Origin of the sequence: Pedobacter sp. KBS0701 (assembly GCF_005938645.2) — a bacterium.
Lineage (GTDB): Bacteria > Bacteroidota > Bacteroidia > Sphingobacteriales > Sphingobacteriaceae > Pedobacter.
On sequence record NZ_CP042171.1, the window covers coordinates 3,310,102 to 3,332,853 of the forward strand.

At 38.9% G+C, this 22,752-nt stretch carries 19 protein-coding genes; 10 read left to right on the top strand and 9 right to left on the bottom strand.

The features are described 5' to 3' along the window. Window positions 1–88: 88 nt before the first annotated feature. On the top strand, window positions 89–1,255 hold the full coding sequence (locus FFJ24_RS13360) for a DUF3298 and DUF4163 domain-containing protein (RefSeq protein ID WP_138821961.1): 1,167 nt from the start codon (window positions 89–91) through the stop codon (window positions 1,253–1,255). Window positions 1,256–1,497: 242 nt separating this feature from the next. Here FFJ24_RS13360 and FFJ24_RS13365 read toward each other — a convergent pair whose 3' ends face one another. The 4 genes from FFJ24_RS13365 to FFJ24_RS13380 all read right to left on the bottom strand — a co-directional run bounded on the left by FFJ24_RS13365 (window position 1,498) and on the right by FFJ24_RS13380 (window position 3,756). Further along, on the bottom strand, window positions 1,498–1,950 hold the full coding sequence (locus FFJ24_RS13365) for a 3-oxoacyl-ACP synthase (protein WP_138821962.1): 453 nt from the start codon (window positions 1,948–1,950) through the stop codon (window positions 1,498–1,500). A 35-nt stretch (window positions 1,951–1,985) separates the two neighbouring features. Next, window positions 1,986–2,330, bottom strand: coding sequence for a DUF1801 domain-containing protein (locus FFJ24_RS13370; RefSeq protein WP_138821963.1), 345 nt, complete (start codon window positions 2,328–2,330; stop codon window positions 1,986–1,988). Between the two features lie 114 nt (window positions 2,331–2,444). Then, window positions 2,445–3,020, bottom strand: a complete 576-nt coding sequence (locus FFJ24_RS13375) for a nitroreductase (protein WP_138821964.1) — start codon at window positions 3,018–3,020, stop codon at window positions 2,445–2,447. Window positions 3,021–3,195: 175 nt separating this feature from the next. Beyond that, entirely contained in the window at window positions 3,196–3,756 is a 561-nt protein-coding gene (locus FFJ24_RS13380) for a hypothetical protein (protein ID WP_138821965.1), read from the bottom strand. A 561-nt stretch (window positions 3,757–4,317) separates the two neighbouring features. On the opposite strand from FFJ24_RS13380, the gene FFJ24_RS13385 reads away from it, so the two are divergent. The 5 genes from FFJ24_RS13385 (at window position 4,318) to FFJ24_RS13405 (ending at window position 9,400) form a co-directional block, all read left to right on the top strand. After that, on the top strand, window positions 4,318–5,940 hold the full coding sequence (locus tag FFJ24_RS13385; RefSeq protein ID WP_138821966.1) for an ABC-F family ATP-binding cassette domain-containing protein: 1,623 nt from the start codon (window positions 4,318–4,320) through the stop codon (window positions 5,938–5,940). A gap of 168 nt (window positions 5,941–6,108) precedes the next feature. Continuing rightward, window positions 6,109–6,804 carry a DUF4397 domain-containing protein gene (locus tag FFJ24_RS13390; RefSeq protein ID WP_138821967.1) on the top strand — a complete coding sequence of 232 codons (696 nt, stop codon included), beginning with the start codon at window positions 6,109–6,111 and terminating at the stop codon, window positions 6,802–6,804. Between the two features lie 120 nt (window positions 6,805–6,924). Continuing rightward, complete coding sequence (locus tag FFJ24_RS13395; protein ID WP_138821968.1) at window positions 6,925–7,509, top strand: RNA polymerase sigma factor; 585 nt, start codon at window positions 6,925–6,927, stop codon at window positions 7,507–7,509. Next, window positions 7,502–8,731, top strand: a complete 1,230-nt coding sequence (locus tag FFJ24_RS13400; protein WP_138821969.1) for an outer membrane beta-barrel protein — start codon at window positions 7,502–7,504, stop codon at window positions 8,729–8,731. Before FFJ24_RS13395 ends, FFJ24_RS13400 begins: the two co-directional genes overlap by 8 nt. 39 nt (window positions 8,732–8,770) lie before the next feature. Beyond that, window positions 8,771–9,400: a Uma2 family endonuclease gene (locus tag FFJ24_RS13405; protein WP_138821970.1), complete on the top strand. Its 630-nt coding sequence runs from the start codon at window positions 8,771–8,773 to the stop codon at window positions 9,398–9,400. Between the two features lie 89 nt (window positions 9,401–9,489). Here the strand turns inward: FFJ24_RS13405 and FFJ24_RS13410 are convergent, their stop codons facing one another. Then, window positions 9,490–9,996, bottom strand: a complete 507-nt coding sequence (locus tag FFJ24_RS13410) for a peptidylprolyl isomerase (RefSeq protein ID WP_057933416.1) — start codon at window positions 9,994–9,996, stop codon at window positions 9,490–9,492. Window positions 9,997–10,006: 10 nt separating this feature from the next. Continuing rightward, the gene (locus FFJ24_RS13415) at window positions 10,007–12,016 is read right to left on the bottom strand and encodes a thioredoxin domain-containing protein (RefSeq protein WP_138821971.1); all 2,010 of its coding nucleotides are present in this window, start codon (window positions 12,014–12,016) and stop codon (window positions 10,007–10,009) included. A gap of 121 nt (window positions 12,017–12,137) precedes the next feature. Between FFJ24_RS13415 and FFJ24_RS13420 the strand changes: the two genes are divergently transcribed. Further along, complete coding sequence (locus tag FFJ24_RS13420) at window positions 12,138–12,572, top strand: DUF1016 N-terminal domain-containing protein (RefSeq protein ID WP_138821972.1); 435 nt, start codon at window positions 12,138–12,140, stop codon at window positions 12,570–12,572. Beyond that, the gene (locus FFJ24_RS13425) at window positions 12,569–13,666 is read left to right on the top strand and encodes a mandelate racemase/muconate lactonizing enzyme family protein (RefSeq protein ID WP_138821973.1); all 1,098 of its coding nucleotides are present in this window, start codon (window positions 12,569–12,571) and stop codon (window positions 13,664–13,666) included. Before FFJ24_RS13420 ends, FFJ24_RS13425 begins: the two co-directional genes overlap by 4 nt. A 566-nt stretch (window positions 13,667–14,232) precedes the next feature. On the opposite strand, the gene FFJ24_RS13430 is transcribed toward FFJ24_RS13425, so the two are convergent. Beyond that, window positions 14,233–15,129, bottom strand: coding sequence for a glycoside hydrolase family 25 protein (locus FFJ24_RS13430; protein WP_138821974.1), 897 nt, complete (start codon window positions 15,127–15,129; stop codon window positions 14,233–14,235). 1,442 nt (window positions 15,130–16,571) lie between these two features. Here FFJ24_RS13430 and FFJ24_RS13435 point away from each other — a divergent pair. Beyond that, window positions 16,572–17,798, top strand: coding sequence for an MFS transporter (locus tag FFJ24_RS13435; protein ID WP_138821975.1), 1,227 nt, complete (start codon window positions 16,572–16,574; stop codon window positions 17,796–17,798). Window positions 17,799–17,852: 54 nt separating this feature from the next. Here FFJ24_RS13435 and FFJ24_RS13440 read toward each other — a convergent pair whose 3' ends face one another. Both FFJ24_RS13440 and FFJ24_RS13445 read right to left on the bottom strand, forming a co-directional pair. After that, on the bottom strand, window positions 17,853–18,833 hold the full coding sequence (locus FFJ24_RS13440) for a glycoside hydrolase family 43 protein (RefSeq protein ID WP_138821976.1): 981 nt from the start codon (window positions 18,831–18,833) through the stop codon (window positions 17,853–17,855). Window positions 18,834–20,098: 1,265 nt separating this feature from the next. Continuing rightward, window positions 20,099–21,469 (bottom strand): dipeptidase, encoded by a 1,371-nt coding sequence (locus tag FFJ24_RS13445; protein ID WP_138821977.1) that lies wholly within the window; start codon window positions 21,467–21,469, stop codon window positions 20,099–20,101. A gap of 289 nt (window positions 21,470–21,758) precedes the next feature. Between FFJ24_RS13445 and FFJ24_RS13450 the strand changes: the two genes are divergently transcribed. Next, window positions 21,759–22,736 (top strand): SGNH/GDSL hydrolase family protein, encoded by a 978-nt coding sequence (locus FFJ24_RS13450; protein ID WP_138821978.1) that lies wholly within the window; start codon window positions 21,759–21,761, stop codon window positions 22,734–22,736. Window positions 22,737–22,752 lie beyond the last annotated feature (16 nt).

Here is a 22,752-nt window from a genome sequence, read left to right on the forward strand (position 1 = left end):
TTAAAATTGAAAGTTGAAATGTATGCAGGTAGAAAGTTAACTCCAACATTACAACTTTTCAACAATAACCCCCTGTATCTACTGCCCTATGAAGTATTCTTTTCTTATTTGCCTTTTTGGATTAGCCATAATATCAGCCTGTAACAGTCCAAAAAACGGAACCAACAACGCTGATACTACAGATAGTACAGCTAATGTAAAAGCCGGGCTGGCCGAAAATTTCTATAAACGCTTAGAAGGTAGCATAGCAGGCAAAAAGGTTGTCATGCATTTGCAAAGAGTGGATGATGATGTGAGCGGTTCTTATTATTACGATGGATCATGGCTTAACCTCTCAACCGACACGTTAATCGGGAAAGACAGCATTGTACTTGCTGAGTATAGTTTTTATGAATCATATTTTACACAGGATTCAAAATCGCCACATTTAAAATTAAAATGGAATGGAAATGGTTTTGACGGCATTTGGGAAAGTGGTGATAAAACCAAAAAATACCCAATTGCCCTGACAGAAAAATATGCAGATGGAAGTTATCACTTCAATGCAGGCATTTACGAAGATTCAGTTAAAGCTTTTGCCAATCGCGCCAAATCACCCGCGGCACAGATCAGCTTTGAATATCTCGAAAGTAAAAATACAGATGAATATGGCAATTGGTTAAATACCGAACTTAAAAAGATATTAGGAATAAAATCGCAGGTTGAACGCTCAACTGGTTTTAAAAATATTGCTGCTGACTATTTTAAAGATTATAAATTGCAGGTTGCCGAACAATCAAAAAATGGCCGTGGCGACGATTTTGAGGCCTGGATGAATTACACTAACAATAGCCAGCAATCGGTTAGTTATAATGATAATGGTTATGTAGTTATCGATTTCCTGGCTGACGCTTATACTGGTGGCGCACATGGCAATTACAGCAGCACGATGTTTTGTTTAGATGTAAAAAACAAAACACAAATGGTGTTGAGCGACATTGTTAAAATCGATTCGAATACTTTACAGGGCATTTTAGAACGTAATCTTCGTAAAGAATACAACATTAAGGCTAATGATGCTTTAAGCACCGTACTTTTTGATGATTTTATAAAGCCGAATAATAACTTTTATTTCAATACGAACGGCATCGCTTTTATGTATAACCCATACGAAGTAGCAAGTTACGCTCAAGGGCAAATTGTAGTGTTTATTCCTTATTCGGATTTAAAGACTTATTTGGTGCCGGCTTTTGCGCAACGGATGGGAATTAAATAGTTACCAATTGGCCGTGATCAGTTTACAGTTGATATATAGATAATGGTTGATCAGTTAACTGTAAACTACAACCCGAAAACTGCTTCTGCGATAATCACCTTAAATCAGCAGAAATAAATATGAAAAAAGGTTTCCCGCAGATGACACAAATTTAAACGCAGATTTTCAGCCCCAGCGATAAATATAGAATCGCCTGTCACTTCAGTATTGAACTGTTTACTACAAATTGCTAACTAAAAACTTTACAGTATTTCTTTTACAATATAATCTTTGCCATTAAACTTAAAACTTTCATTGATAACTTTTCCGATCAAAAACCTGCCGATTGGCGAAGCCTGCGATACTGCAAAGAATTTTAGTCCATCGGTGTTTAATTCGCCTGCACTAATGCTGATGTAAAAATTACCTTCGGTAGTGAGTACCAAACTCCCATTTTTAACCAATCGATCTGATTCTACATTTTCAATCTGCTGTAAAGCAATTTTCTGCTGACCAGCTTCGTATAACAATTTACCATTGCGATCCATTTCCTGCTGCATCATTTCGCGTGTGGTTTCATATTTATCACCTGCGCTGCTTTTTGTATCATCGTTTGAAGCTTGTCGGGCCTGTTGTAACGAATATTCAATGTTTTCGATCCTGTTTTGAATAAAAGTTAAGCAAAGCTGATAAAGTTTAGATTTTAATGCAGACATATATGATAATGGAAGGTGGTTGATGGATAATGTAGCTATTTGCGAAGGTCAAAAGCCAGGTTTAAAATGCATTCGATTTTCTTTTTGGGAATATCTTCGAGATGATTGATCAAAAAAATTTTCATCCGGGCTCTTTTCTCCTGCAACAGATCTTCGTGTTCAATTTTATGTCCGTCAACCAAACCAATGTAAGGGTGATGGAGTTTTTTATGGATCCAAAGATAACAGAACATTTTTCGTTTGTGGTAATAAAAAGGCATTCCGTATTTCCAATGCTCAGTAATATCGTCATACCCCATTAAAAGTGACCTTAAATATTGCAGGCAGCTTTTTACAGGTTCATCTTTTTGTTCGAAATAATGATCAAGAGGATTTAGCATAACATTAAATAATGAGAATTTAGATGGATCGTTTCTACCGAACTGGAGATGATGAAGGCTCTTTACTTTAGACTATGGATTTAAGATTCTAAACTCCTATCTCTCAACTCAAAACTACCCCTCTATCCACCTCACCTTCTCTTCCATCGATGTGCGGTTTGGCGTCCAGGGTTTTTCATTATGATAGCCCATGTAAAATAAGCCGATGCATTTTTCATTTTCACCCAAACTTAAGAAATGGCCTAAATTGTCAATCAATGGTGGAGAGCTCCAGTATGCGCCAACCTGCAAACTTTTTGCAGTTAAAGCCATATTTTGAACCGCGCAGGAAACCGCCGCCAACTCTTCCCACTCGGGTATTTTACCGCTCACCTGCATATTGATAGCTATAATACAATCAGCCTGACTCGTTTTTTCGGCAAAGCTATCGTACTTTTTCTGAAGAAATTGTTGAGGGGAAACCAACTCTTTATATAGTTTACCAAGTTCTTCACCTAGTTTAGCCAGTCCAGCTTTTCTGATGACTACAAAACGCCAGGGCTGGGTTAACTTATGTGTTGGTGCATAATTGGCCGTTTCTAAAATCTGGTTGATTACCTCAACCGGAATTTCTTTTTTGATATAGCTTGCAGGGAAAATACTGCGACGTTCTTTTATAACTTTTGAGATGATATCGTATGTTGTACTCATGCTGTAAAAATAGTTAAAAGCTGAAAGATTACGTAAGGTATAAGGCAGAAGGTAGAGGGCTTAAGGTTAAAACCCGAAGATTTGACTTTTCGTTAACTGAAGAAAAGATGGAGTACTAAGAAACTATCAACTGAAAATTGCTAACTGAAAACTGTTAACTGCCAACTTAAAACTGTCAACTGCGAACTGATAATTGTTTCCTGATCTGTTTAACCTTTGCAAAAAATCCAATACTTTCTTTATCTGCCAAAAAATCCATGGTTTGCAACAACTCTTCCTTAATCCAATTATGCTTGATATTTAGATTAGCCAAAATGTTTAAACAATGTGATTTAACAGCAACAGGGATCTTCTCATCAATCAACCAGGCAAAAACAACTTCTACCAGACAATCAGTTTCATAATCAGCAAGGATTTTCCTGATTTCCATAGAAGCGTTTTTCCTGGTCATAAGGGCGAGGATTTTAACATAATGCCTCAATGCCGATAAATTGTTTTGTTGTGGAAATTTCTCCAAAAAATAAATTACATAGGGTAAAAACCTTTGCTGATGGTTAGCAAATACATTTTCTAAAATCCATGCGGCCCGAAACCCAATCTGCTCATCATGATAAAAACTTGAATCGATCAGGTCTTTTACCGAAAAGGTATCTTCTGAAGCGATGGCCGCTAATTTTTCTATTTTGCTTTTTTGAAGTGTGGTTTTTATGGTTTCGAGCAAGAGATCGTTTTGCATAGGGCTAAAATAAGCTTTTTGCTTGAGAGAAACAGATTAAATCCCTATCAGAAATTCTATTTTTTGCTGCAAATTACCTTAAGATAGGTCGTCATTCCCAACCCGATAGCTATCGGGTTGATTGGGAACCACGGAGTGCTCATGAATGCCTTTGAAACAAGGGAATACTTATGAATAATCTAAAGCTTGCATTAAGATTCCCGCATGCGCGAGAATGACGTACCCCCACTTTGAAACAGTTTACTAAAATCAATATACTAATGTTCCGTAATAAAAGATTTATTTCCATTAGCCAAAAGCTTCTCCCCTTTGTAAAATAAACCCGGTAGTAGCGAACACGGAGTATAACGCAGTAAAGCGGATAACGGGACTACCTGAGCCACAAAGTACCTAGCCCTTCATTTCCCAATCCTTCAAACTTTATAACTTTTCACATTCAAACACATTTCAACTTTAAACATTCCAACCTCCAAACCTTTCAACAATAAAACAATCAAACAATTAAACACCTTCCTACCCTCAACCTTTTTCCCTATCTTTGCGGCTTATTTCAATTATAGCATGATTTCAGTTTCTAATTTATCTTTACGGTACGGCAAGCGCACATTATTTGAAGATGTTAACCTAAAATTTACCCAGGGCAACTGCTATGGTGTAATTGGGGCTAATGGCGCAGGTAAATCTACTTTTCTTAAAATTTTATCAGGAGAAGTGAATCAAACCTCTGGCAGTGTGGCTTTTACGCCAGGTGAAAGAATGGCCGTTTTAAAACAAAACCATTACGAATTTGATGAGTTTTCGGTATTAGAAACCGTAATGATTGGCCATAAAGAACTTTATGCCATCATGAAAGAGAAAGATGCCATTTATATGAAAGAAGATTTCTCTGAAAAGGATGGCGAACGTGCCGGAGAGCTTGAAAATCTTTTTGCAGAAATGGATGGTTGGAACATGGAGAGCAACGCTGCAACGATGTTGAGCAATTTGGGCATAACTGAAGATAATCACTATAAATTGTTAAAGGAACTGGATAACACACAAAAAGTACGTGTGTTACTGGCACAGGCCCTGTTTGGCAATCCGGATATTTTGTTACTGGATGAGCCTACCAACGATTTGGATATCGAAACCATTGCCTGGTTAGAAAACTTCCTGGCCGATTATCAGAACATTGTTTTGGTGGTATCGCACGACAGGCACTTTTTAGATGCCGTTTGTACGCATATCGTAGATATCGATTTTGCCAAAATGAGCATCTACACCGGTAACTATACTTTTTGGTACGAATCCAGTCAGCTGGCCTTAAAACAACGTAGCGACCAGAACAAAAAAATGGAAGATAAGGTGAAGGAGTTACAGGAGTTTATCCGCAGGTTTAGTGCAAATGCATCTAAATCAAAGCAGGCCACTTCCCGTAAAAAAGCTTTAGATAAGATTGATATTACCGAAATTAAAGCATCGAGCAGAAAATATCCAGCCATTATATTCAATAATACCGGTCGCGAGGCTGGCGACCAGATTTTACAGGTCGAAAATCTGGGTAAAAATGGAAATGATGGTGTGTTGTTCGACAAAGTTACCTTTATGGTTAACAAGGGCGATAAAATTGCCGTATTATCTCAGAACAGTTTAGCTACCGCAGCATTTTATGATGTTTTAACGGGCAGAGATACCGACCATAGAGGTGAATTTAAATGGGGAGTTACCATTAGTACTGCAGATATTCCGAATGATAATTCTGAGTATTTTGCAGGTAAAGATGAAAACCTGGTAGATTGGTTGCGTGAGTACTCTGGTACTGATGCTGATGAACAATTTGTACGCAGCTTTTTAGGCCGGATGTTATTCTCAGGCGAAGAAGTACTTAAAAACGTAAAAGTGCTTTCAGGAGGTGAGAAAATGCGTTGTATGTTCTCCAGAATGATGTTACAACAGGCTAACTTGTTAATGTTTGATGAGCCAACCAATCACCTTGACCTTGAATCTATCGAGGCACTGAATAACGGCATGAAAGATTTTAAGGGTGCCATATTATTTACCTCGCGAGATCACCAGTTAACAGAAACCGTTGCCAACCGCATTATCGAAATTACACCAAAAGGTACTATCGATAAATTGATGACTTATGATGAATACATCAACAGCAGCGATGTTGCCAAATTAAGAGAAGAAATGTACGCTTAATTTTACCGTTTAAAACATTGTTTAAAGCCGCATGAACACCATGCGGCTTTTCTTTTATAAAAAAAATCAGCACAGGTGTAGCGTTTTCATTCCGTTAATCGTTTTATAAGAAAAAAGCGTTAATGGCCATTAACCAATTTTGTTTAAAGATTGATTTAAAACATTAAAATGAAAACGGATTTGAAAAATTTTAGCACTACGACAAAAATTATACTCTCTCTCCTTGCGATAACTTTAACCATAACTGCCTGCAAAAAAGATTTTAACAATGATCCGATAGAAGCTGCCGGCATTGGCTTTATTCATGCATCACCAGGAACGGCTGCGCTTGATTTTATATTGGATAACCAAAAAATAAACAGCTTTACTTATACTAAAGATCTTGGCTATTATGCAGCTTATCCGGGTATCAGAGTGGTAGGTGTTGCAAAAAAAGATACTTTAAAGTACTTAACCTACACTAATGCGACTTTAAAATCAGGATCATTTTATTCGGTTTTCGTAGTAGATACCTTAAAATCTACAAAACTTTTGATCCTAGAAGATGATTTAAAAGCACCTGAAACCGATAAGGCTAAAGTTCGTTTTGTAAACTTAAGTCCGGGTTCTTCGCCATTTGATTTGGGAATTGCAGGTACAGATGCACCACTATTTACCGCAAAAGCATTTAAAGAGTTCACTACTTTTAGCAATATTGCGCCAAATGACAGCTACACTTTTGAATTAAAACAAGGCGGAACAGTTAAAGTTAGCTTGCCAGCCGTTAAAATCGAAAAAGGCAAAATTTATACCATCTGGGCTAAAGGCTTATCAAGCAAAACCGATAGTACAGGCCTTGGCTTATCTGTGATGACAAACAAATAAAATATTCACTCTACCTGTGAAAACGAAAATTGACACCGCCCAAAAATTGGGTGGTGTTATTTTTCTTAAATTTGCAATAATTAATCATGATAAACCGCTAATAAATAGTCCTTTACAAGGGTGATAAAAAAAATACTCAGTTTTGAGGAAATTTTAAAAGGCTGTGTAAAAAACGACAATAGCTGTAAAGAAATGATGTATAAATCATTTTACGGCTATTTAATGGGCATAATTTTAAGGTATACCAAGAATACTTCGGATAGTGAAGAGCTTGTAAATGATAGTTTTATCAAGATTTTCAAACATGTTGGTGGCTTCAAAGCACCAAAGAATCCGGAAGAATTACAAAGATCGTTTAAAGGTTGGATTGCCCAGATTGCTTCGCGGACAGCGATAGACAAGATCAGGAGTTCGAAGGTTCAGTTTTATGTTGATGATTTAGCAGAAAGCGAACATCCGGCTACCCAGGTTTCGGTTGCTTCGGAACTACACGTTAATGATATTTTGAGTTTACTAAATCACTTACCAGATACGCAGAGACTGGTATTTAACTTATATGAAATTGAGGGCTTTGCCCACGATGAAATTTCGAAGATGTTAAACATTCCCGAAAGTTCCAGTCGTGTTTACCTCACACGATCTAAAAATAAGTTACGTACCCTTTACCTAAATACCATGGTTAATTCATACGAAAAAAATGGATAAGGAATTAATTGAGCATATTACGGCGCAACTCCAAAACCATGAGGAAGTTTATTCTAATGGTGCCTGGGAGCGCTTTTCGGAGAAAAAAAATAAGAGAAGAGGCATCGCTTTCTGGCCTTTGTGGGTTGCTGCTGCCTTAATTTTTATCTTCGGAGGTATATTTTTGGCGCAAAACAATACAGATCAGAAAAACGAGTTTGCCATCGCTAAACCTAAGGCACACCAAAATCCTGCTCATGGAAATACAGATCTCCTGATTTCGCCGAAAAACATTAAGCCATCCTTAAATAATGAGATTAACAACCATAGCACCACAGTAAAAAATTTAGCTGATAATCAATCAATTATAGCTACAGAAAATTTAAAACCTATATTGGAACAACAACATGGTGATGCAGTTTTCAATACATCAGCAGAATTAAATCCAGTTAACCACAATTTATTGGATAATAAACTTTCCGGGATAAATCTTTCAAATATAAAATCAAAAGAATTTGAAATTTTAACAGAAAATAAAAAACCTCAACCCCGTACACAAACAAATTTCGAAAAGTTGCTTGCTCAGGATAGCTATGCAAACCAACAGAAACCTGCCGATAAACCGAGTGGGAACTCTAAATGGCAACCTGATGTATATGTTGCCCCTGCTATGGGTAATGATAGTAAGGTAACCATGAATTATGGATTTTCTTTGTCGTATGCCATCGCCAATAAATTATCAATAAGTTCTGGTGTTTCGTATGCCTCTATTAGCACAACAGAATCGTTAAATGCTTCTGCACCACAAACCTTATCAGGCAAAAATCTGGCTTCAGTTGATGCTAAAGTGCGTGGAATTAATGTTCCTTTAGAATTAAAATACAATATCAGTGATAAACTTTATACCAATATTGGGGTTTCTGCACTTGCTGTTCTAAATAATTCGCAGCAGAACAGCTATATCGTTAATCAGGTTCAAAGTTTCTCTGCTCCGGCAGTAAATGGTTATGCAGATTCTAAGACCTTGATTGTACAAGAAAAGAAGGTAGAGCCGCAACCCGAAGCGAGCATAGATCCTGATAAATATATCGGATTCTACAATTTCTCTCTGGGTTACAAGCAAAAAATATCCAAAAAGAATAACATTGCTATCGAGCCTTTTTTAAGGTTACCCATGAAAACTTTCTCTAAAGAGAACCTTAACCTCACTAATGGCGGACTGCGGTTAAAAATTGATTTTTAAAAAACTAAGATATTTAGTATATTTGGTTAAATACCTTGTATGAAAAATATCAAGCCATATCCTGCAGAAGATAAACTACCCCCTGTTAAAACCCTTAACGAGGTCGATTTTTCTGCTGAATACAGTTATGCAGATTATATGCGCTTTGAATTTGAGGAACGCTTAGAAATTATTAAAGGACACTTATTCAAAATGAGTCCTGCTCCTTCTCGAATTCACCAGGGAATTTCAGCCAACATTTTTGTTCTTATATACAATATACTTAAAGGAAAACCATGTCGTGTCTATTCTGCTCCTTTTGATGTACGTTTAGCCAAGAAAAGTGTAGATGACAGAGAAGTTTTCACCGTAGTACAACCCGATATTGTAGTAATTTGCGATCCGGCTAAACTGGATCAGCGTGGCTGCATTGGCGCACCAGATATCGTTGTCGAAATTTTATCCCCGGGCAACAATAAAAAAGAACTGATCCATAAATATGAAGTTTACGAAGAAGCAGGTGTTAAAGAATATTGGATTGTAAGTCCTACGCACAAAACGTTTTTCAGGTATATCCTTGATGATAAAGGAAAATTTCAGCCTACCAAACTGCTCACCGAAGGCGAAGAGGTAACCACAACGGTTATACCAGGCTTTAAGCTTGTTTTAGAAGAGGTTTTTCAAGATTAAGGTACCACATATCAACGAAAGAAGTCAAGTTTACATAGCAAAGTGGCTATATAAAACTTGACTTCTTTAAAATCGTTTATATTTTTTAATTAGTGACCTGAATGACCATCAGCTCCGTGAGCATGACCATGCGCCAATTCATCCTGAGTAGCTTCACGTACATTTAAAATCACACCGCTAAACACTAAATTTTTACCAGCCATTGGGTGGTTTAAATCTACTGAAATGGTTTCGTCGTGAACAGCGGTAACACCTGCTCTAAACTGGTTACCATTGTTATCTTGCAATGGAATCACATCACCAACATTTGGCAGTTCGCCGCCAGCTTCAGTAAACATCGTTTTTGGCAGATCAGCAAAAGCTCCCGGATCAATATCACCATAACCATCTGCAGCAGATAGCTCGAAGCCATATTCATCACCAGTTTTTAAACCAGTTAAATGCTCTTCAAATTTAGGCAACATCATGCCAACGCCATATAAAAATACTAAAGGATTTTGTTCGTCAGCTTTTTCTACAAAAACTTGTTGTCCTTCTTCGTTAGTAGTATGCAATTCGTAAGTTAACGCTACTACAGAGTTTGGTGAAATATTCATTTAAATTTATTTATTGTAAATACTCTAATGCGTCCTCAACAGTGTTAACCGGCAACTGGCATACTTTATTTCGGCAAATATAAACTTTTGTTTCATTGCTTTGCTTACCTTTTAACAGCGGCAAGTTACTTTTTGTTCCGCCCAATGTAATTTTGTTAGGAATATAATGCCCGCTTAATTCCAATTTTATCACATCGCTTTCTAAACCGGTAATGGCAATTTCGTTTATGCCATAAATTTCGTTTAACAATTGAATAGCCCAGTTTGAGTAGGCAGAGCCATAACTTTTAATCTTCGGATGAACCGCAGCAAGCATTTCTGAGGCTTTTTCAGTATATTGTGCTACATCAAAAAGCAGCCCCAGTTTCGTTAAATTTTGCGCCATGGCAGAGTTCGAAGCAGGAATTACATTATCCATCACCTCATGTTTACGGGCGATTAAATCTTCACTTTCAGCAGAAGTATAAAAAAACATTGGCGAATCTGCATCCGTAAAATTAGCAATCACATAATCGGTCAATGACTTTGCCTCTTCCAGCCATTTCTCATCAAAATCCGCTTCATAAAGGGCAATCAGTGCTTCAATAAAAAAGGCATAATCATCTAAAAAGCCAGTAATAGAAGCCTTTCCGTTTTTATAATTGCGGTATAAGCCGCCATTTTCCGATTTAAGGTGAGTTAAGATGAAATTAGCCGCAGCAGAGGCCTTTTCATAATATTGATTGTGACTTAAAACCTGAGCCGCATCAGCCAGCGCTTTAATCATCATTCCATTCCAGGCCGTTAAACATTTATCATCCAAACCTGGCCTGATCCTTTTACTACGGACTGCTAATAATTTTTCTTTAGCTGAGTTTACCTTATCGTAAAGCTCCTCCGCCGTAATATCAAATTTTAAAAGTAGATCGTCATCGCTGATGGTTTTGCGTAGTATATTGGTTTGTTCTTCCTCCCAGTTACCTTCTTCGGTAATGTTATAATAAGCGCCGATCAATTGGGCATCTTCTCCCAAAACCTGGTCGAATTCTGCTTTATCCCACACATAAAACTTGCCCTCTACCCCTTCGCTATCCGCATCTAATGCTGAGTAAAACAATCCATCAGCTGAGGTCATCTCATCAGAAACCCAATTTACCGTTTCTACCACAGTCTGTTTAAAAGAATCGAACCTGGTACACTGGTAAGCTTCTGCATACAAACTAATCAATTGTGCATTATCGTAAAGCATCTTCTCAAAATGCGGTACATGCCATTTATCATCAACCGAATAACGGGCAAAGCCACCTCCAATCTGATCGTAAATGCCTCCCCTGCTCATTTCTTCCAGCGTATGGCAAACAGCTGTAAAAACAGATTCATCATCTTTTAAAAAGCCATAACGCAATAAAAAGACCCAATTATTGGGTAAAGGGAATTTCGGTGCACGGTTATAACCTCCGTAACCAATATCGAAATGGCGTTTCCAAGGTTCGATAATTTCGGTCAGGTGATCATTAGTGTATTCTTCTGTTTCAAGCGCTGGGATTATTTTTTCACTGTCTTTAATGCCTGAAGTTAGGCGCTCCGCATATTGAATAGCTTTATCGGGTTCATTTGCCCAAAGTGCAGCCACATTTTCGAGAATATTGATCCAATCGTTTTTACGGAAATAAGTGCCACCATAAATCGGACGCTGATCGGGCAAACAGATACAGTTTAAAGGCCAGCCGCCACTACCTGTCATGAGTTGAATGGCATACATGTAAATCTGATCAATATCCGGACGCTCTTCCCTATCCACTTTAATGCATACAAAATGCCGGTTCATCACTTCGGCTACTTCATGGTTTTCGAAACTTTCGCGCTCCATTACATGGCACCAATGGCAGGCCGAATAACCAATGCTCACCAATATGAGCTTATTTTCTGCTTTGGCCTTTTCTAATGCTTCTGCCCCCCATTCATACCAATTAACAGGATTGTGGGCATGCTGTAGCAAATATGGTGATGAAGCGTGGATTAAGTTATTGGTTTCAGACATGATGGGTTATATAAAAAGGAAAATAGAATTTTAATTTCGAGGCGTAAATCTATTAATATTCTACAAACCTGTTTCGATTTAGTTTTTGTTTTTATACTTTAGTTGGAAATCTATCTGATGAATGGAATTGAGCAAAAATGAGTTATTTAATACCATAAAAGAGATTATTAGCCAATCCCGTTTGAAAGTATTTCGTGCTGCAAATTCTGCATTACTTGAATCTTATTGGCAAATTGGAAAACTTATTGTAGAGGATGAGCAGCAGGGAAAATTACATGCAGATTATGGGAAGGCAACATTAAAAAATCTTTCAAACCAATTAACATTAGCGTTTGGGAAAGGTCTTGATTATACTAATCTTACAAATATTAGGAAATTTTACCTTGCCTTTCCAATTTGGTACGCATTGCGTACCGAATTAAGTTGGACTCGTTACCGGCTTTTATCCCGTTTTGTAAACCCTAACCTTATACCCTATACCTTCAACCTTACACCCTCAACCCTAAACCTTTCACCCTCAACCTTACACCTTCAGCCTTCAACCTTAAAACAATGAAAATCACCCACACCGAAATATACCGCTTTAGCATCCCGATGGAACCTTTTGTGATTGCCACAGGAACCATGCATTTTGCACAGAATGTGTTAATCAGGATTTATACTGATACAGGTATCCACGGCATTGGAGAATGTTCTGCTTTCCCGATGATTGTTGGTGAAACACAGGAAACCTGTATTGCCATGGCTAAAGACTTCGCTGCGATTTTAAAAGGTAAAGATCCCTTAGACATTCCGGAGCGCATGAAAGATTTATTGGGATATGCAGATCATAACAATACCATTAAAAGTGCTTTTGACATGGCATTATTTGATATTGCGGCCAAAAATGCCAAATTACCCCTCTATAAATTTCTTGGTGGAACCAAACGCACCATTGAAACCGATATGACCATTGGCATTGATACACCCGAGGGAATGGCCACTACAGCTTTGAAATATAAAAGCCAGGGTTGCCGGATCTTAAAAATTAAGCTGGGTAAAAAAGTGCATGATGATATCGAAAGGGTAAAACACATCCGCGATGCCGTAGGTGAAGATTTAACTTTACGCCTGGATGCCAATCAGGGCTGGAGTTTTGATGATGCCTTATTTGCACTGGGCGAACTGGAAAAATACAATATTGAGTTTTGCGAACAACCCATGCGCACCTGGTATGATGATCAACTCCCCGAGCTAAATGTAAATTCGCCAATTAAATTAATGGCCGATGAAAGCTGCTATAACCACCACGATGCCCGAAAACTGATCAACAGCCAGTCGACAACCTATTTAAACATTAAATTTTCGAAATCCGGGGGAATTTTAGAAGCGCAAAAAATCCATGAAGAAGCCTTAAAACATGGCGTAAAATGTATGATTGGCAGCATGCTCGAAACCCGGATTGCTTTAAGTGCCAACTTACATTTCGCCTTGGCCAGCCCTAATGTGGAGTTTTTTGATTTAGATACAGCACTATTGGGCCATCTGGTTGACCCGGTTGTTGGTGGCTTAACTTATAACGGTTATTTCCTTGATGTTCCGGAAGAAATCGGAATCGGCGCTGAAGCAGATGAGTTTTTCTTAGCGGAATGTGAAAGCTGGACGGTTTAGCATAATAGTTTGGAGTTGGGCGTTTGGCGTTTGGAGTCGATTAACCGATTAAAAAAATTAAACTCCAAATCAATATCTATTCATTATTTATTAAAGACGTACTGAACCTCTTAAACAGATCGCTTATCCTAAAGCTCCCAGCGTATGTACCTATCTCCGGCATTTGTTTTTAGGCATTATGCTAGCTTGCTCTAAAAATACGCAGGTTTTACCGAAGTACGCCTGTCTCCCGATAGCAATCGGGACCAAGAGCCAGGAAAATCGAAAAAACAGTTGCAGCTCAGGTAAATTGGCACTGACAAACCTGAAGCGGAGTGAGTTTTCTGTCAGAAGGACCCCACAACCGTTCATCAACCACAACCCGACAGAAAACAAAGTGCCACTGTTTTTTCGATGTGCTAAGGCTACGCGCAAAAGGCTCATTGCTGGATCCGATAGCCATCGGATGACGAAGCGCTTTGACTACTTTGGCGCTCCAAAGTAGTATGCCCCCCGCGGCATAGAGCGGCAAGAAGCTTGTTATTAATAAATAATGGCCCAATGACCATTGAACTAATGACCAATGACTAATGAACCAACATTCGATCCAGCGCCAAACTATCACCATTAAAGGCATTAAAATCAACCACATGGCCAATACCATTAATTTTAGCTTTATCAGAATGCTGCCAAAATTTCCAGCGGCTTTTGTCCATCCTTAACTTTGGTTGATAATAATGGGCAATCCACAAAGGATAATCATCAAAATGATCGGCTAAATAATCTTCGTAAAATTTAAGCCCGGTATAAACAATCGGCCTTACCTTGGTTTTTATTTCTACATAATTGAGAAAATCAGAAAGTTCTGCCCTCATTTTTAACGGTGAAACGCCATCTAAAGATTCAATATCCACAACTGGTGGTAAATCCCCTTTCTCAATATTTACCACTTGTAAGAAAAATTTAGCCTGCGTTTTACCATCCTTTTTTGGTCTGAAAAAGTGATAGGCCCCGCAAATAATCCCTGCTTTTGGGGCTTCGCGCCAATTGCGTTGAAAATAGGGATCAACCAGCATTAATCCCTCTGTGGCTTTGATAAAGGCAAAACGGATACTCACCTCATCTTCCTTCATTTCCTTTACTTTTTGCCAGTTTATTTTACCCTGATAGTAGGAAACATCAATTCCGTGAACCGTATATTTTTTAGGGATTTTGATGTTAAAACTTTCGTAGGTTCTGTAATTAGGGTCTTGCCCCCAGTCTTTAACCCAACGCCAGGTAGCCACAAAACTTCTTAATACATAGCCGTAATAAAATGGAGAGAGTAAAATCAATAGTAAACCAGCAATAACCAACTTAAGCTGAATCGAAATACCAGCTTTCTTTTTTCTGCCTGTTGTGGATTTTCTGGTTACAGGCTTCATGGCGGCAGGTTTCCTGGCAACCGGACTTTTATTTATTGGGGTTCTTTTATCTGGAGGCATGGGTTATTAATGCCGCTAAGTTGAGGAAAATGTATGGAAATAAAAAAGGCGAGTTGCCCCGCCTTGAATGTTTTTAGCTTTTATTCTTAATGATGTTGATGAAACGTTTAGACTGAATTTCTACAAAAAGAAAGGGACCTTAGGTGACGGAGAACCGAAGCAAGACTGTGCTGAGGAGAAAAAATCTTTTTAACTGTCATTCTGAACGCAGTAAAGAGCCCGTAGGCTCTGCGAAGCAAATCTTTAGATCCAAAGATCCTTCGTACCTCAGGATGACAGAAAACAATAAGACAAGCCAGAGCGAGAGGCAAAGAATAGTGAGTGCATTAAGATTCCCGCATGCGCGAGAATGACGACCGTATTATAGCGAGCGCCTTAAACCCCTATCCGCCTATCGGCACCTTTCCCCTGAAAGGGAAAGAACTAAAAAACAAATTATCGCATCCTGCAATACGCACCTTGCTATATGCTCCATGCTATGCGGCCTGGGAGATAATGGAAAGATCCTTCGACTCCGCTCAGGATGACAAAAAACCAGAGGAAAATGCAAGGAGGATGAATTGATCGCGATTGAAATAACGCGATAATTCCGATGCAATATGCTATCTACACCCTGCTATCTGGCCCTGCGAGATAATGGAAAAATCCTTCGACTCCGCTCAGGATGACAAAAACCGAAGGAAAATACAAGATAGATTAGGCTGCAAAAAATAGCGACCGCTTTAAGATTCCCGCCTGCGCGAGAATGACGATCGGATTAGAAAGTACAAAGATCTCTCCACTACGGTCGAGATGACGACCCGGCGTGTCCCTCATAGTTTCGGAGAAATAAATTTACGGATGCCTTTCTATGCTCCATGCTATCTGCACCTCGCTATCCGGCATGGCAGATTTCCGCCGGAAAAAGCACGGAAATCTTTGCAGTCTCCCTCATAACGCCACAACCCAAGGCAGGATCAAAGCGGGAGCGGTGGGATAAGTAAGGGTAAGAGCCTCGATGCTGCCGCAAATGAGATTTACGTAGTTTTTTACAAGGAATTGCGTAGCAATCTTTTATACCGATAAAAACAACATTATCAGATAAAAAACGATGCAAGCCTTGATTTTTGGTTACCTTTTTATCAAGAAAAAGGTAAAAGCCCTTCGGTGGCTAACCGAGGCAAGGCTGAGCAAAGGGCAAGAAAATAGCAACCGCATTAAGATTCCCGCCTGCGCGGGAATGACGACCGTATTATAGCGATCGCCTTAGCCTGCAATATGCTCCACGCTATTCTACTCCATGCGATCTGCACCACGCTACCCGGCCTAGGATATGATGGAAGGAGATCCTTCGACTACGATCAGGAAGACAGAAAATAATGAAAAGTCTAAAGGGAAAGAATTAAATTAAGATGATTAAATAATACCTGGCTTTTGGTATTTTTACGGCATCTAAATACACCATGTTCAAACTTATTTTCAACACTTATAAAACATCATTCAGCGGATTAAGCAGAGAAACCTGGCTTTTAAGTATTGTAATGATGTTTAACAGGTGTGGAAGCATGGCCGTTCCGTTTATGGGTTTGTACGTTACCCAAAGCCTGCACCGGTCTGAAATGGATGCGGGCCTAATCATAACCTTATTTGGCATAGGCTCTATTTTAGGTTCTGCAACCGGAGGGAAACTAACCGATATGATCGGTTTCAGACCGGTACAAATTCTCTCCTCCATTATTGGCGGCTTGTTGTTTATCTTATTCTCAACCATCAGCCATTTTTCTACCCTGTGTGTGCTGGCAGTAGTCATCAGTTTCTTTTCTGAAGCTTTCAGACCGGCCAATTTCACCGCTGTGGCCCACTATGCAAAAGAAAATACGATTACCCGCTCCTATTCATTAAACCGGCTGGCGGTTAATATTGGCTGGTCGGCCGGGATTAGTATGGCGGGGATCATAGCCTCCATTAATTACAAACTTTTGTTTATTGTGGAGGGATCGGTAAGTATACTGGTTGGACTTTCGATTTTGTTTTTACTACCTAAAGTGAAGGATTTTATTAAAAAAGCGAAGGAAACCCGCAGCACCATGGTGATTCTAAAACCTTGGGAAGATGTCTTTTACGTAAAATTTATTCTCTTAACTACCCTTTTTATTACCTGTGCCTTTTTAATGTTCAGGGTAGTACCGGTATTTTTTAAAGAGGAATGGCATATTAACGAGTTTGCCATTGGGATTATTATTGGCTTAAACGGTGCCATCATCGCGCTGTTCGAAATGATTATGATCAATAAGATTGAAAAGAAAAGATCGCCTATGTTTTTCATTGTTATTGGCTCCATTTTCTTTGCGGTGTCTTACCTGTTGTTAAGCGCACCGATTATTTTTCATCTGGTATCGGCCGTGTTCACCATTGTAACCTTCACGGTTGGCGAAATGTTTGTACTCCCGTTTATCAATACCGTTGTGATTAGCAGAAGCAACGAACACAACCGTGGTTTATATGCAGCAGGTTATACGTTAAGCTGGTCTTGTGCACAGGTGGTAGGCCCGCTTGCGGGTTTTTATATAGCCAAACACCTGGGTTATAACTGGCTCTGGTTTGGATTGGCCTGCATTTTATTGCTTTGTGCCTACGGTTTTAGCGTAATGGATAAACGCCAGCAACAAGCGGTATTAAAAACAGGTTAGTTTGCAGTTAACGATCTGCTAACTGTAAACTAAAACCTGCCCACAGAATTAAGACTATTTAAATTTCTGTGCCTTAACGCCTTCTTTAGTAATTTTTACTGGTAAAATCATACCGTTTGCATCAAACTTCATTTCATCGATGCAGGTTTCGCGATGGTTTCCATCAGTTTCGGTTAATGGCCTGCGGTGATAAACAATATAATATTTATTTTTTTTCTCGTTGATGATTAAAGAATGGTGCCCTGCCCCTCTTGCAATGGTCGCATCCTGCTGTAAAATTTTACCGACTCTTTTAAACGGACCAAATGGCGAATCGCTTACCGCGTAAGCGACAGAGTAATCTGGTCCGGTCCAGCCACCTTCGCTCCACATGAAATAGTATTTACCATTTCTAATGAACATATAAGGACCTTCCACATAATTATCGGGAGTGATTTCTTTAAAGATAGTTCCATCTTCAAAAGGTAAAAAGCCGGTAAAATCTTTATTCAGCTTTGCAATATTGCAGTGTTTCCATCCCCCATAAATTAAATAATACTGTCCGTCTTTATCTTTAAACACAAACTGATCAATAGGCTGTGCGCCGTTATGAAATTTATATACTAAAGGTTTGCCCAGATGGTCTTTATAAGGGCCTTCTGGTTTATCAGCAACGGCTACCCCAATTCCGCCGACTTCATTATCGCTCTGGATATCGTTAGCGCCGAAAAACAGATAATATTTTTTGTCTTTTTGCACGATTGCCGGTGCCCAGATGGCTTTGTTGGCCCACTTAACCGCAGCGGTATCTAAAACATGAGGATGTTTTTTCCATTTCACCAAATCGTCAGAAGAAAAAGCATCCAAAAAAACCTGTTCTTTATATTTGGCCGAGTAGGTTGGATAAACCCAATATTTGTTGTTAAAAACAGCAGCTTCAGGGTCTGCATACCATCCAGGAAATATTGGATTTCCAGATTGCTTAATCGTTTTAGTATCCTGCGCAAAAGAAGTGAGCGCGGATAAAAGTAAAACAGATGAGAATAAATATTTCATGGGTACAATTTAGAAAAAAATCTGTGGTTTAAAAATTTGAGGTTCTTTTTAACCGTAAAGTATTTGAAGAAAAAAGGCGCAAAGAATACTAAGTTTCAAATTTCAGATTGATTTTCGGAAAGCAATGGCAGTGCCTGTCGGTTCCGATAACCCCGCTCCCGTTTCTGCTCCGATGAAGAATCGGGAGCATTCACTCAGATCGGGTTTAAGTGGCAAAACTGGTAGTACCATTTAAAGTTTTATGGCGAATGCAAGGAACAGGCTTTGCTCTGTAAAACAGGCCACTGTTAAATAAACCTGACAAAGCTAAATAGCCCGGAATGGAGCGCAGCGAAATGAGGACTATAAGCGAATGGCGGGACTACAGCGCCTATGAAAAACAGACCGTTCATTTTCAAAATGGCAAAAAAAATCCCTGCTTATAAAATAGGTAGGTCTCCGACTCCGCTCAGACTGACCATAAAAATTAAATTTATTGAGTTGTTTTGGAAAGCAAAACATGTGGTATTTAGGATAAAGCAGCCCTGCCCTTCGTTCCAAATCCTCGGCCTCATGCTTCGGCCTGCGGGTTTTTCACTACGGTCAGGTTTAGGTGGCAGGGCTGGTAATACTATTTAAAGTTTATAGCGGATGCAGGAACAGGCTCTAGTTAGAAGAACAGACCGATGTTAAATAAACCCGACAAAGCTAAATAGCCCGGAATGGAGAGAAACGAAATGAGGACTATAAGCGAATGGCGGGACTACAGGAGCTATGAAAACAGAACGCTTGTTTTCAAAAAAAACTGCTTAATAAATTAGGCAGATCTTCGACTCCGCTCAGACTGACCATAAAAATTAAATTTATTGAGTTGTTTTGGAAAGCAAAACATGTGATATTTAGGATAAAGCAGCCCTGCCCTTCGTTCCAAATCCTCGGCCTCATGCTTCGGCCTGCGGGTTTTTCACTACGGTCAGGTTTAGGTGGCAGGGCTGGTAATACTATTTAAAGTTTATAGCGGATGCAGGAACAGGCTTTGCTTCGAAGAACGAACCGCAGTTAAATAAACCCGACAGCGCTAAATAGCTCGGAATGAAGTGCAACTAAATGAGGACTATGAGCGAATGGCGGAACTACAGCAGCTATGAAATACGGAACGTTCGTTTTCAATAAAAAACCTTCATATCCAACTGATCATGATCAAATAAAAACGCAACGAAGTTGAGTGTTCTACTAAAGATAGATTTCTCGACTACGCTGCGCTTTGCTCGAAATGACGGATTTTTTTATTTGCTTAGCTCTGCAAAATATTTGTGGAACAGTGGCAAAGTTTCTATTCCTTTATAATAATTGTAAATATCATATTTCTCATTTGGAGAGTGCAGCGCATCGCTATCTAAACCGAAGCCAAAAAGCACCGATTTAATTCCCAGTACATCTTCAAACAAGGCCACAATAGGAATACTGCCACCACCGCGTGTTGGAATAGCTTTTTTACCAAAACTATCTTCAATCGCTTTTTCGGCTGCCTGATATGCAATACTATCAGTTGGGGTAACCACTGGTTCGCCACCATGGTGAGGCGTAACTTTTACCTTTACATTTTTAGGTGCAATGCTTTCAAAATGTTTGGTAAAAATCTCAGCAATTTCTTCCGAGTTTTGATGCGGAACCAAACGCATAGAAATTTTTGCATTGGCTTTACTAGGTAAAACGGTTTTTGCACCCTCGCCAATATAACCGCTCCAAATTCCGTTTACTTCTAAAGTTGGGCGTGTACCTGTACGCTCCAGGGTCGAATAACCTTTCTCACCCCAAACTTCTTCGATATCTAAATCCTTTTTGTATTCAGCTTCATCGTAAGGTGCAGAATTTAAGGCTTTTTTCTCCTCGTCTGTTAATTCTAGTACTTTATCATAAAAAGCAGGGATAGTAATGTGGTTATTTTCATCGTGTAATGAAGCAATCATTTTACAAAGAATAGTTGCCGGATTGGCCACTGCACCACCATAAACACCTGAGTGTAAATCGCGGTTCGGACCAACTACTTCAACTTCCATATAAGCTAAACCACGTAAGCCGGTTTCGATTGATGGATGTTCCATACTGATCATCGAGGTATCAGAAATTAAAACTACATCGGCTTTTAATCGATCTTTGTTTTCATTTACAAAAATACCCAGATTAGCAGACCCTACTTCCTCTTCACCTTCAATCATGAATTTAACGTTACAAGCCAAAGTATTGGTTTGCATCATCAGTTCGAAAGCTTTTACATGCATGTAAAACTGGCCTTTATCATCGCAGGCGCCACGGGCATAAATTTTGCCATCGCGCACCGTTGGCTCGAAAGGTGGGGTATGCCAAAGTTCTAAGGGATCAGCAGGCTGAACATCATAGTGGCCATATATTAAAACAGTTGGTAAAGAAGCATCTATAATTTTTTCGCCGTACACAATCGGATAACCAGCTGTTGGACAGATCTCAACCTGATCTGCGCCTGCATCCTTTAATTTCTGCGCAACATAATCGGCAGTTTTTAACACATCGCCTTTGTATTTCGGATCAGCACTAACCGATGGAAAACGCAATAACTCAAACAACTCATCTAAAAAACGTTGTTTGTGCGTTTCTACATAATTTTTAATCTCTTGCATAACAAAATGAATTTGGACAAATATAGGCTTTACCAGATAAAAGGCACAGTAAAGGATTAAATTATCACCATGCCAGGCATAAAACTTTGCTTACAGATGATTACTGCGTTTAATTATTTTAAGCTCAAAATCTTTGTGTTATCTTAAAACATAAAAACCGTCTTTTAACAGCTACAAAAAATAGTTTAATGTTTGTAAAAAAGAATAGTGTGGTATTTTTTATGTTTACTTTTTTGTAAATTGCGCCATTAAAAGATGTCCTTAAATCCTGTACGAAAGAATTTTAACAATGAAGTTTAGCGCAAAAGTATTTCTATCTCTGCTGCTGCTTTTCGTTGTCCGCATTTCTTCTTTCGCTCAAGGAACACCTCCCCCAAATCGTGTAAGTTGCCCGGAAGCAGCCCAATATTATTCAAAAGACAGCATAAATATTGTAACCTTTGGAGCGAGCACAGTAGAGGGGGTAAAAGGCCTTGGTTTTCAAACCATTCTCCAAAACAATTTTACAAATTGTTATACGAATAAGACGGTAGATATTACCAATCATGGTATTGGGGGGCAGACTACTTTTCAGGGATTACTCCGGATTGATAACGCAATAGCCAATAGAACAGGTTTTATCGTGATTGATATGGGGATTAATGATGCTCTTGCAATTGCTTCAGGCAAAGGAAGTATAGCCGAAACTGTTGCCAATATGCGGGTTTTAATTACGGCGGGTCTTAAACAGAAATTAATCCCGATTTTGTGTACGCTTCAGTTTGTTGATGATAGAACCATTAAAAGTTATGTTGCTGTAAATACGAACATCAGAAACCTGAATGCAGCATACCGAAAATTAGCAACAGAATATAAGATATACCTGGCTGATGTAAATGCGGCAATGAGACGTGATTTTTCACTCTATCAGGATCCATTTCATCCAAATGCACGCGGTTACAGATTGGTGAGCTATGTTATTTTTGACACTATTAATAAAGCAATTTTTGATAAATTCCTGAAGTTTACTGTTACTCAGAATTATCCGAACCCTGCCGCCATGCAAACATTTATTGATATCGTTTTGCCGGAAACGGATAAGATTAACGTTCAGATTTACGATTTAATGGGCCGGTTGGTTAAAACAGTAGTAAACGAATACCTTAACGTAGGAAAACACACTTTAGAAATAAACACCTCCGGTTTCGTTCCTGGCATTTATTTTTTCAAAATTTCTTCCGATTCCGGTCAATACAATGCTGCAAAAAAGTTTATTGTAGCGCGGTAACAAAAGCATTAAATAT

Bases quoted from the DNA above. Each gene is read 5' to 3' on its own strand.
- FFJ24_RS13430 (WP_138821974.1), bottom strand. From the start codon at position 15,129: ATGCCTCCAGATAAAAGAACCCCAATAAATAAAAGTCCGGTTGCCAGG.
- FFJ24_RS13450 (WP_138821978.1), top strand. From the start codon at position 21,759: ATGAAGTTTAGCGCAAAAGTATTTCTATCTCTGCTGCTGCTTTTCGTT.
- FFJ24_RS13365 (WP_138821962.1), bottom strand. From the start codon at position 1,950: ATGTCTGCATTAAAATCTAAACTTTATCAGCTTTGCTTAACTTTTATT.
- FFJ24_RS13390 (WP_138821967.1), top strand. From the start codon at position 6,109: ATGAAAACGGATTTGAAAAATTTTAGCACTACGACAAAAATTATACTC.
- FFJ24_RS13440 (WP_138821976.1), bottom strand. From the start codon at position 18,833: ATGAAATATTTATTCTCATCTGTTTTACTTTTATCCGCGCTCACTTCT.
- FFJ24_RS13360 (WP_138821961.1), top strand. From the start codon at position 89: ATGAAGTATTCTTTTCTTATTTGCCTTTTTGGATTAGCCATAATATCA.
- FFJ24_RS13445 (WP_138821977.1), bottom strand. From the start codon at position 21,469: ATGCAAGAGATTAAAAATTATGTAGAAACGCACAAACAACGTTTTTTA.
- FFJ24_RS13400 (WP_138821969.1), top strand. From the start codon at position 7,502: ATGGATAAGGAATTAATTGAGCATATTACGGCGCAACTCCAAAACCAT.
- FFJ24_RS13415 (WP_138821971.1), bottom strand. From the start codon at position 12,016: ATGTCTGAAACCAATAACTTAATCCACGCTTCATCACCATATTTGCTA.
- FFJ24_RS13375 (WP_138821964.1), bottom strand. From the start codon at position 3,020: ATGAGTACAACATACGATATCATCTCAAAAGTTATAAAAGAACGTCGC.
- FFJ24_RS13405 (WP_138821970.1), top strand. From the start codon at position 8,771: ATGAAAAATATCAAGCCATATCCTGCAGAAGATAAACTACCCCCTGTT.
- FFJ24_RS13425 (WP_138821973.1), top strand. From the start codon at position 12,569: ATGAAAATCACCCACACCGAAATATACCGCTTTAGCATCCCGATGGAA.
- FFJ24_RS13410 (WP_057933416.1), bottom strand. From the start codon at position 9,996: ATGAATATTTCACCAAACTCTGTAGTAGCGTTAACTTACGAATTGCAT.
- FFJ24_RS13370 (WP_138821963.1), bottom strand. From the start codon at position 2,330: ATGCTAAATCCTCTTGATCATTATTTCGAACAAAAAGATGAACCTGTA.
- FFJ24_RS13435 (WP_138821975.1), top strand. From the start codon at position 16,572: ATGTTCAAACTTATTTTCAACACTTATAAAACATCATTCAGCGGATTA.
- FFJ24_RS13420 (WP_138821972.1), top strand. From the start codon at position 12,138: ATGGAATTGAGCAAAAATGAGTTATTTAATACCATAAAAGAGATTATT.
- FFJ24_RS13385 (WP_138821966.1), top strand. From the start codon at position 4,318: ATGATTTCAGTTTCTAATTTATCTTTACGGTACGGCAAGCGCACATTA.
- FFJ24_RS13380 (WP_138821965.1), bottom strand. From the start codon at position 3,756: ATGCAAAACGATCTCTTGCTCGAAACCATAAAAACCACACTTCAAAAA.